Genomic DNA, 8525 nt, shown 5'->3' with positions numbered 1-8525 from the left:
GTAGGGCTGTAAAAGCTGATGAAATCAGCGTAGTAGAGCCCACTCAACCACTGCGTCTTGCTCGACAATCCAAAGATAATTAAGAGGCTAGGACTTTTGTCCCAGCCTCATTTTTTATAGTTATTAACGAAACAAAATGTTTGTTATATATTGAAACGACTAAAGGATTAGTCAAAGTAAAGTAAGTCTTTGCTGGTTTCTGTGAAGAGTCCAAATCCGTCTTTTGTTACGTACCCACAATCTTCGATACGGACACCGACTTTACCTGGAATATAGATTCCTGGTTCGACTGAGAAGCACATGCCTTCTTCAAGTACCATGTCATTTCCTTCCATAATAGAAGGGAATTCATGCACGTCCATTCCGATCCCGTGTCCGAGGCGGTGGTTGAAGTACTCACCATAACCAGCTTTTTCAATGACGCTCCGTGCAGCACGGTCTACGTCATGTGCTGTTACACCTGGTTTGATCATGTCAATGGCTGCTTGTTGAGCTTCTAAAGTCAAGTGGTAGATTTCTTTTTTGAAATCATCAGGTTTTCCAACAGCAACAGTACGAGTCATATCAGACGCATAACCATTCACCATACAGCCAAGGTCAAAGAGCAAGAGAGCATCGTTTTCGACTTTGTTGCTTCCAGGAATTCCGTGTGGGTTAGCTGCATTATTTCCAGTCAAGACCATGGTTTCAAAGCTCATTTCATAACCCAAGCGTTTGATTCCAAAGTCGATTTCTGCTACGATATCAGTTTCTGTTTTATCCAGTGAGATGGCGTCGAATCCCATATTGACAGCCTTATCTGCATATTGACCAGCCACCAACATTTTTTGGATTTCATCAGCAGATTTGATCAAGCGCATCCGGTTAATCCGAGGTGTTAAGTTAGTAAATTCCGCTTTTTCAAAGACAGTACGCAAGCCATTGTATTTGGTAAGGATCAAGTTATCATATTCAAGTGCAACGGTTTTAGCATCTGGTTTTGCGATAGCCCCTTTAATCTTTTCCCAAGGGTTTTCAGAATCCACATAGCCAACCACTTGGAAATCGACAACTGCAGTCGCCCGTTCCACTTCAAGTGCAGGAACGAAGAGAAGTGGTTCGTGGTCCGTGTAAACGAACAAGAAGAGTTGACGTTCGTGGGGATCACTGTAAAATCCAGTCAGGTAATTGATGGTGACAGGATCGGATACAACAGCGACATCTGTTTTTTCAGTTTCAAGAAAATCGACGATTTGATCTAATTTAGACATAATGCTACCTTCTTTCTATGGATCTATTTTGTCAAATTTTCCCCAAAAAAGCAAGAGTTTACAAAATTTTACCAAAATGCTTGAAAGTGTTTACAATAAGTGATAAAATAGGATTAATTAGAGAGTGAAAACGAAATTTTCAACAATGAAAGGAAATCTTATGAATACAGACGATACAGTAACAATTTATGATGTCGCCCGTGAAGCAGGGGTTTCAATGGCAACCGTTAGTCGTGTAGTAAATGGGAATAAAAACGTTAAAGAAAATACACGTAAAAAAGTTTTAGAAGTGATCGAACGCTTGGATTACCGTCCAAATGCTGTTGCGCGTGGTCTTGCTAGCAAGAAAACAACAACAGTCGGTGTTGTGATTCCAAACATCACGAATAGCTATTTCTCTACATTGGCTAAGGGGATCGATGACATTGCTGAAATGTACAAGTACAATATTGTTCTTGCAAATAGTGATGAAGACGATGACAAAGAAGTTTCAGTGGTAAACAACCTCTTTTCAAAACAAGTGGATGGGATCATTTTCATGGGCTATCACTTGACAGAAAAGATTCGCTCAGAATTTTCACGCTCTCGGACGCCAGTTGTCCTTGCTGGGACAGTGGATGTTGAACATCAATTGCCAAGTGTCAATATTGACTACAAGCAAGCAACCGTTGATGCTGTTACACAGTTGGCAAAACACAACAAGAAAATTGCTTTTGTAAGCGGCCCATTGGTGGATGATATCAATGGAAAAATCCGTTTGGCGGGCTACAAAGAAGCTTTGAAAGCGAAAAAATTGAGCTATAGCGAAGGACTTGTCTTTGAATCCAAGTACCGTTATGATGAAGGTTACAACTTGGCAGAACGCATCATTGCGTCAAAAGCAACAGCTGCTTTTGTGACAGGGGATGAATTGGCTGCAGGTCTCTTGAACGGCTTGTCTGATCACGGTATCAAAGTACCAGAAGACTTTGAAATTATCACCAGCGATGATTCACAAGTAACTCGTTACACGCGTCCAAATCTATCAACGATTGGCCAGCCTTTGTATGACCTTGGTGCGATCAGTATGCGCATGTTGACCAAGATCATGCACAAAGAAGAGTTGGAAGAACGCGAAGTACTGTTGTCTCATACGATCAACCAACGTGGAACGACCAAAAAATAAGGATTAGTAGACTAGAGTCTCGACATGGGAAGACGTGTCTACTAGTCTGAGAGGTTAGAACAGAACTGTTCTAGCCTCTTTTTTATACTGCAAACAGGTAGAGACTTGCTGGGCACTCTTTATTTCGGTATAATAGAAGGTATGAAAGTTTTACTGTATTTAGAAGGAAAATCCGTATTACAAAAATCAGGAATTGGTCGAGCCTTGCAGCATCAAATGCATGCGCTTGATTTGGCTGGGATTCCGTATACGACAGATATTTTAGGAGATTATGATGTGGTGCATATCAATACCTATGGCCCACGGAGTTTCCTTTTGCTCCATGCAGCAAAACGTCGTGGAAAGAAAGTCATCATGCATGGCCATTCAACCCGTGAGGATTTTGAAAATTCCTTTATCGGGTCTAACTTTTTTGCGCCCTTGTTTGGGAAATATTTGGCTCACATGTACCAAAAGGCGGACTATGTCATCACGCCTTCGGAGTATTCCAAACACTTGATTCAGTCCTATGGAGTGACAACACCGATTATTGCGGTCTCCAATGGGATTGATTTGGAAAAATACAAGAAGGATCCGAAAAAAGAAGAAGTCTTTCGCAAGCATTTTAATATCCAAGAAGGCCAAAAAGTTGTTATCTGTGCGGGTCTGTATTTTAAACGCAAAGGGATTGAAGATTTCGTAGAAGTGGCTCGTCGCATGCCGGATGTGCGCTTTATTTGGCTTGGATCGATTAACAAATGGATCATTCCGCGTAAGATTCGTCGCATAGTGGAAAAGGATCATCCTAGTAATGTGGAATTCCCTGGCTATTTCAAGGGAGCGGTCTTCCAAGGGGCTATGACGGGTTCAGATGCTTTCTTCTTCCCATCTTATGAAGAAACGGAAGGAATCGTTGTTTTAGAAGCCTTGGCTAGTCATCAGCATACGGTCTTGCGGGACATTCCCGTATACAATGGCTGGATCGACGAGAGCTCATCTGAATTGTGCCACAATGTGGATGAATTTGTGGATTCCTTGAACAAGGTCTTGAACGGACAAGTAGATAAGCGGGAGGCTGGCTACAAGGTTGCTGAGAGTCGTTCGATCGACTTAGTGGCTCATCAATTGGTCGAAGCCTATCAAACAGTTTTGGAGATGTAAGATGCGTGTAGGATTATTTACAGATACCTATTTCCCGCAAGTTTCGGGAGTGGCGACCAGCATTCGGACGCTCAAAACAGAATTAGAAAAATTGGGTCACACGGTCTTTATCTTTACGACAACGGATAAAGATGTGAACCGCTATGAAGATTGGCAGATTATTCGGATTCCAAGTGTGCCTTTCTTCGCCTTTAAGGACCGCCGCGTTGCTTATCGTGGTTTTTCAAAGGCACTTGCCATTGCCAAGCAATACCAGTTGGATATTATCCATACCCAGACTGAGTTTTCATTAGGCCTTTTGGGAGTTTGGATTGGACGCGAATTGCGGATTCCAGTCATTCATACCTACCATACCCAGTATGAGGACTATGTCCGCTATATTGCGAGAGGCATGGTCATTCGCCCAAGTATGGTCAAATACATTGTGAGAAGTTACATGAATGATCTGGACGGCGTGATCTGCCCAAGCGAGATCGTCTATGACTTGCTCCAAAAGTACAAGGTCAAGGCAGAAAAACGCATTATTCCGACAGGGATTGATTTGGCCAAGTTTGACCGGCCAGAAATCACTCCGACAGAGACAGCAGCCCTTCGTGAAAAATATGAAGTCGCAGAAGATGAAACGCTTTTATTGAGCTTGTCGCGGGTCTCTTATGAAAAAAATATTCAGGCTGTCATTGCGGCCCTTCCTGATGTCCTTCAAGCCAATTCTAAAGTTAAGTTGATTGTGGCTGGGGATGGACCTTATTTGGATGATCTGAAAAAACAAGCGGCGAAACTTGGCGTTTCAGATGCGGTTGTCTTTACAGGAATGATCCCACCCAATGAAACAGCTCTCTATTATAAGGCGGCTGACTTCTTTATTTCAGCTTCAACGAGTGAGACGCAAGGTCTGACCTATCTAGAGAGTATTGCGAGTGGTACCCCGATCATCGCTCATGGCAATCCTTATCTCGATCATGTGATTGATGACCCTATGTTTGGGAAACTCTTTTATGAGGAGAGCGATCTGGCCCAAGCGATTCTTGAAGCGATTGACGAGATGCCTGCAATCGACGAGACCAAGTGGGCAGAAAAGATCGATGATATTTCTGCAGCAACCTTCGGCCGTCGAGTCTATGAATTTTATTTGGATAAAATCATCTCTAAAGACTTCTCAAATGATTTGAATCCTGAACAAAGTCGGGTCAAGCGGATGTCTAAGACCATTGTGAAAATACCGACCAAGGTGATTGCTCTTCCGGTCAATGGATCTGTGAAAATGATGAAGGCTTCGGTCAAACAAGTGAAGAAAATCCGTAAAATCACGCATTTCTTTGATTGAAAATGAAACTTTTTCTTGCAAAATTTTTCAATCGTGCTATAATAACTGACAGAGACATATCAAATCTAGGAAATCTGATAGAGAGCGCGTGGGGCTGGAAATCGCGTAGAGGATAGGTTTGGGACTACTCGTGATTCTTTTATGCAAACATAAAACGGTGGCTACGTTAGAGCCAATCAGAGGTGTCCCTCTTTTTTGAGGAACATAAATGAAGGTGGAACCACGTTGCGACGTCCTTTCGAGGAGGTCGCTTTTTTGATTTCTTCATGAAGACATCAAAAGGAGTGACGATTCCAATGTTCAAAGACACCTCCCACCCATTTAGCTACTAAAAACTTTATAAGGAGAAAATCATGATTAAGATTACTTTCCCAGATGGCGCTGTTCGTGAATTCGAATCTGGCGTTACTACTTTTGAAATTGCCCAATCTATCAGCAATTCTTTGGCTAAAAAAGCTCTTGCTGGTAAATTCAACGGCAAATTGATTGACACAACTCGTGCCATCACCGAAGATGGAAGCATTGAAATCGTGACACCTGATCACGAAGACGCTCTTCCAATCTTGCGTCACTCAGCAGCTCACTTGTTTGCCCAAGCAGCTCGTCGCCTCTTCCCAGATATCCACTTGGGTGTTGGTCCAGCGATTGAAGATGGTTTCTACTACGATACAGACAACCAAGCTGGTCAAATCTCTAACGAAGACCTTCCTCGTATCGAAGAAGAAATGAAGAAAATCGTGAAGGAAAACTTCCCATCAATCCGTGAAGAAGTGACTAAAGACCAAGCGCGTGAAATCTTCAAAAATGATCCATACAAATTGGAATTGATTGAAGAACACTCAGATGACGAAGGTGGTTTGACCATCTATCGTCAAGGTGAATACGTTGACCTTTGCCGTGGGCCACACGTCCCATCAACTGGTCGCATCCAAATCTTCCACCTTCTCAATGTAGCAGGTGCTTACTGGCGTGGAAATAGCGACAATGCGATGATGCAACGGATTTACGGTACAGCTTGGTTTGACAAGAAAGATTTGAAGAACTACCTTCAAATGCGCGAAGAAGCTAAAGAGCGTGACCACCGTAAACTTGGGAAAGAGCTTGATTTGTTCATGATTTCTCAAGAAGTTGGTCAAGGTCTTCCATTCTGGTTGCCAAATGGTGCGACCATCCGTCGTGAGTTGGAACGCTATATCGTTGATAAAGAAGTCGCAGCAGGCTACCAACACGTCTACACTCCACCAATTGCTTCTGTAGAACTTTATAAGACTTCAGGTCACTGGGATCACTACCGTGAAGACATGTTCCCACCAATGGATATGGGGGATGGAGAAGAGTTTGTTCTTCGTCCAATGAACTGTCCTCACCACATCGAAGTTTACAAGCACCATGTGCACTCTTACCGCGAATTGCCAATCCGTATCGCTGAAATCGGTATGATGCACCGTTATGAAAAATCTGGTGCCCTTACAGGACTTCAACGTGTGCGTGAAATGTCTCTGAATGATGGTCATACCTTCGTGGCTCCAGAACAAATCGAGGAAGAATTCAAGAAGATCCTTCAATTGATCATCGATGTGTATGAAGACTTTAACTTGACAGATTATCGTTTCCGCTTGTCTTACCGTGATCCTGAAGACAAACACAAATACTTTGACAACGATGAAATGTGGGAAAATGCTCAACGCATGTTGAAAGCAGCCGTTGATGATATGGGTGTTGAGTACTATGAAGCTGAAGGGGAAGCAGCCTTCTACGGACCAAAATTGGATATCCAAGTGAAAACAGCTCTTGGTAAAGAAGAAACTCTTTCAACTATCCAATTGGACTTCTTGCTTCCAGAACGCTTTGATCTTCATTACATTGGAGCAGACGGGGAAGAACACCGTCCAGTCATGATCCACCGTGGGGTTATCTCAACTATGGAACGCTTTACAGCGATCTTGATTGAAAATTATAAGGGTGCCTTCCCAACATGGCTTGCGCCACACCAAGTAACCCTCATCCCAGTGTCGAACGAAAAACACGTGGACTACGCTTGGGAAGTGGCTAAGAAACTTCGTGACCGTGGTGTCCGTGCCGATGTGGATGAACGCAATGAGAAAATGCAGTTCAAGATTCGTGCTTCTCAAACTCAAAAAATTCCTTACCAATTAATCGTTGGTGACAAGGAAATGGAAGAGCAGGCTGTAAACGTTCGCCGTTATGGTCAAAAAGAAACAGAAACCATGCCGGTAGATGCATTTGTAGAATTGATTCTTGCAGATATTGCAAATAAATCTCGTGTTGAGAAATAAAACGATCACAGTCTGAAAAATATTTATTAGTAAGAAAAAGCAACAACTATTTCAGTTGTTGCTTTTTCTATTTTGTTTAGCCTGAGCTAGTAGTGATTGGTCAAACCACCACAAATAGTATCCTCATCAACAATCCTTTCTATCCATTAACTTTTGGATATAGGATATCCTCCCAAGATTTGCTTCCATGAGTTAGATAAGTTGACTATCCTCAATCCTTGTCTGCTTTATTTTCTTTTGCGAGGTCATCTTGTGAATCTTTTTCAGATAGTTTTTGATCAATATACTTGTCAATGGTTTCATAAAATTCCTTGGTCATCTCACTATCTAATTTTTGCGAATTATTGACTTGATTGACTTTCAATTGAACAGATTCAATACCGTAAGAGGCTTGTTTTTGGCGAATTGTTTCTAATTCTTCTTCTGAAATCGGATCTCCAACAACTGTCAAGACCAATTCATTGCTACTTGACTTGTAGACTTGATTAATGATCGTATGATTGGCGAACTCTTTTCCTACAAACTGTTTGATCCCTTCTTTTCGTGCTTGATCCATCGTCAGAGTGACTGCTGAATAGCTGGCTGGAAGAACCAATAATACAATCAAGGATATCAACCCAATTCTCATTTTCATGTTTAGCTCTTTAAATGAACTTAAGGGAGATTGTCTCATCATAATTCTTGTTCCAACAATATTGATTAGCATGATAAAGACACAGTTGATCAAGAAAAGATAGAGAGCCCCAAATAAAAATCGTACATTTCCATTAGCTAAACTATAGCCTGCAGTGCAGATAGGTGGCATCAGAGCTGTTGCAATGGCTACTCCTGGCACGATATTGTTTGCTTCTTTTTTTCTTGAACCAATGACACCTGCTATCCCACCCGCAATAGCAATGAGAACATCCCAAATGGTTGGAGAGGTTCGTGCAATCAATTCGCTACTTGCATAAGATAAGGGAGAAATCCAGAAATATAGAGTCGAGACAAGCAAACTGACCAATACTTGAGTAAATAAAACCCCTAGAGATTGCTTAATTAAACGCGTATCAAAAATAGCTAAACCAAACCCCAGTCCAATAATCGGTGTCATAAGAGGGGAAATCAGCATGGCTCCAATAATGACAGCTGTTGAATTCATATTTAGACCTATAGAGGCAATAAAAATCGAACACATCAAAATCACTGTATCTCTTAATCGAACATGAAGGTCATCATATAGTTTCTCGCGGAATTCACGTGTTGAATAGTTTCCGGACATTGGTTACTCCTTTTATTTCATATAATCTTGTTTCTCATGGATGATGGTAGAGAGACTTCTGTCCAAACTGACATATTTTTAATTCTTA

6 protein-coding genes are annotated in these 8525 nt (G+C 41.8%); 4 read left to right on the top strand and 2 right to left on the bottom strand.

Annotated features, from left to right (window positions below):
* Positions 1–167: 167 nt before the first annotated feature.
* Complete coding sequence (locus H7T97_RS02710) at positions 168–1250, bottom strand: M24 family metallopeptidase (RefSeq protein ID WP_003008166.1); 1083 nt, start codon at positions 1248–1250, stop codon at positions 168–170.
* 160 nt (positions 1251–1410) lie between these two features.
* Between H7T97_RS02710 and ccpA the strand changes: the two genes are divergently transcribed.
* The 4 genes from ccpA to thrS all read left to right on the top strand — a co-directional run bounded on the left by ccpA (position 1411) and on the right by thrS (position 7176).
* Complete coding sequence (gene ccpA, locus H7T97_RS02705) at positions 1411–2415, top strand: catabolite control protein A (RefSeq protein ID WP_045759706.1); 1005 nt, start codon at positions 1411–1413, stop codon at positions 2413–2415.
* A gap of 141 nt (positions 2416–2556) precedes the next feature.
* Positions 2557–3555 carry an LTA glycolipid anchor biosynthesis glycosyltransferase, IagA/BgsA family gene (locus tag H7T97_RS02700; protein ID WP_037599374.1) on the top strand — a complete coding sequence of 333 codons (999 nt, stop codon included), beginning with the start codon at positions 2557–2559 and terminating at the stop codon, positions 3553–3555.
* 1 nt (position 3556) lies between these two features.
* On the top strand, positions 3557–4879 hold the full coding sequence (locus H7T97_RS02695; protein WP_049507474.1) for a glycosyltransferase family 4 protein: 1323 nt from the start codon (positions 3557–3559) through the stop codon (positions 4877–4879).
* Between the two features lie 353 nt (positions 4880–5232).
* Entirely contained in the window at positions 5233–7176 is a 1944-nt protein-coding gene (gene thrS / locus H7T97_RS02690; RefSeq protein ID WP_201089282.1) for a threonine--tRNA ligase, read from the top strand.
* Positions 7177–7387: 211 nt separating this feature from the next.
* Here thrS and H7T97_RS02685 read toward each other — a convergent pair whose 3' ends face one another.
* Positions 7388–8437: a DUF389 domain-containing protein gene (locus H7T97_RS02685; protein WP_201089280.1), complete on the bottom strand. Its 1050-nt coding sequence runs from the start codon at positions 8435–8437 to the stop codon at positions 7388–7390.
* Between the last annotated feature and the right edge of the window lie 88 nt (positions 8438–8525).

The organism is Streptococcus parasanguinis (assembly GCF_016648925.1).
Lineage (GTDB): Bacteria > Bacillota > Bacilli > Lactobacillales > Streptococcaceae > Streptococcus.
This window is presented reverse-complemented; position numbering and strand designations above follow the sequence as displayed.

Coding starts and splice junctions, on each gene's coding strand:
- H7T97_RS02710 (WP_003008166.1), bottom strand. CDS start 1,250: ATGTCTAAATTAGATCAAATCGTCGATTTTCTTGAAACTGAAAAAACA.
- ccpA (WP_045759706.1), top strand. CDS start 1,411: ATGAATACAGACGATACAGTAACAATTTATGATGTCGCCCGTGAAGCA.
- H7T97_RS02700 (WP_037599374.1), top strand. CDS start 2,557: ATGAAAGTTTTACTGTATTTAGAAGGAAAATCCGTATTACAAAAATCA.
- H7T97_RS02695 (WP_049507474.1), top strand. CDS start 3,557: ATGCGTGTAGGATTATTTACAGATACCTATTTCCCGCAAGTTTCGGGA.
- thrS (WP_201089282.1), top strand. CDS start 5,233: ATGATTAAGATTACTTTCCCAGATGGCGCTGTTCGTGAATTCGAATCT.
- H7T97_RS02685 (WP_201089280.1), bottom strand. CDS start 8,437: ATGTCCGGAAACTATTCAACACGTGAATTCCGCGAGAAACTATATGAT.